At 65.9% G+C, this 1,131-nt stretch carries 1 protein-coding gene and 1 pseudogene; both read left to right on the plus strand.

The window, feature by feature from the left end; translation table 11 throughout:
• Positions 1 to 786: pseudogene (locus tag K940_RS33285) on the plus strand (enoyl-ACP reductase); the annotation flags it as partial.
• Between the two features lie 92 nt (positions 787 to 878).
• Positions 879 to 1,131, plus strand: a 253-nt coding sequence (locus tag K940_RS33785; protein ID WP_231390471.1) for a hypothetical protein, incomplete at its 3' end; no start/stop codon positions are given.

Consider the following 1,131-nt stretch of genomic DNA (forward strand, 5'->3'; position numbering starts at 1 on the left):
CGCACGATCGACGACAACACCGGCGAACTCACCGACACCACAGGGATCGCCTCGTTCAAGGGAGGCGCCAGCGGGGGCACCATCGATGCAGTCCGAGCCATCATGGAAGCGATTGCCGCGGACTCGTCCCGGATTTCGGTGATGACGAACCCGTACTCGGTCAGCCCGGACGAATCCAGGGAACCCGACCTCGGGCGCCAATCCGACTGGGCACTCAGGCGAGCACGCACCATCGACCCCAGCCTGAAAGGCTGGGTGGGATCGCTCGTCTTCGCACCGCACGATTCGAGGCTGGTGCGCCGCACCAATGGACTGCTGGGCTGGCCGTATGGCAAGAACTTCCGCTACAGCGAAGTGATGAGCGCAGGCACGTCGCCGGCGGCCCCCCTTCTAGCGGCCGGCATGACCGCCGGAATCGGAATGCTGATCACCACCGGCACGCTGCTGTCGCGGGCCAAGGCGGGCCGCAAGCTGCTGGATCTGATTGCGCCCAAGCCCGGCACCGGCCCGAGCGCGGAATCTCGCGCCAAAGGCTGGTTCAGCATGAAGACCTACACCCGCACCACTTCGGGTGCGAAGTACGTGGCAACCTTGTCCGGCACCGGTGACCCCGGGTATCAGGCCACCGCGACCTTCCTCGGCGAAAGCGGCCTGTGCCTGGCCTTCGACGGTGACCGGCAACCCGAGCTCGCCGGAATCCTGACTCCCGCCGCCGCAATGGGCGATGCACTCACCGAGCGGCTCCGCGCGGCCGGGATGACCATCACCGTCGACCGTATCGACTGACCATGCCACCCCAGTGAAGTGACCGAATCATAAGTTGCCGGACCTCACCGAGCGCTGGTACCAACGTACTCGAGACGATGGTGCCGTGATCGATGCCCTTTCGCGGCGCCGGGAAACTGAAATCGCAATACGGAGAATCGACCTCGGCTCCGGGCTTGCCTCGACAGTCGCCGGTGCAGACCCAAGCCTCTGGACGGCAACGGCGCGCGGATGCGCGGCCCGGTAGCCACCGACCGGCGACATACCAGCAGATGGAGATGATCATGGCAGGCAGTGCTCAGGAGTCCGGCGCTCAGGGGTTCGGCGCTCGGGAGTTCGACCTGGTCCTATTCGGTGCGACCGGCT

The organism is Nocardia sp. CNY236 (genome assembly GCF_000482385.1).
GTDB lineage: Bacteria > Actinomycetota > Actinomycetes > Mycobacteriales > Mycobacteriaceae > Nocardia.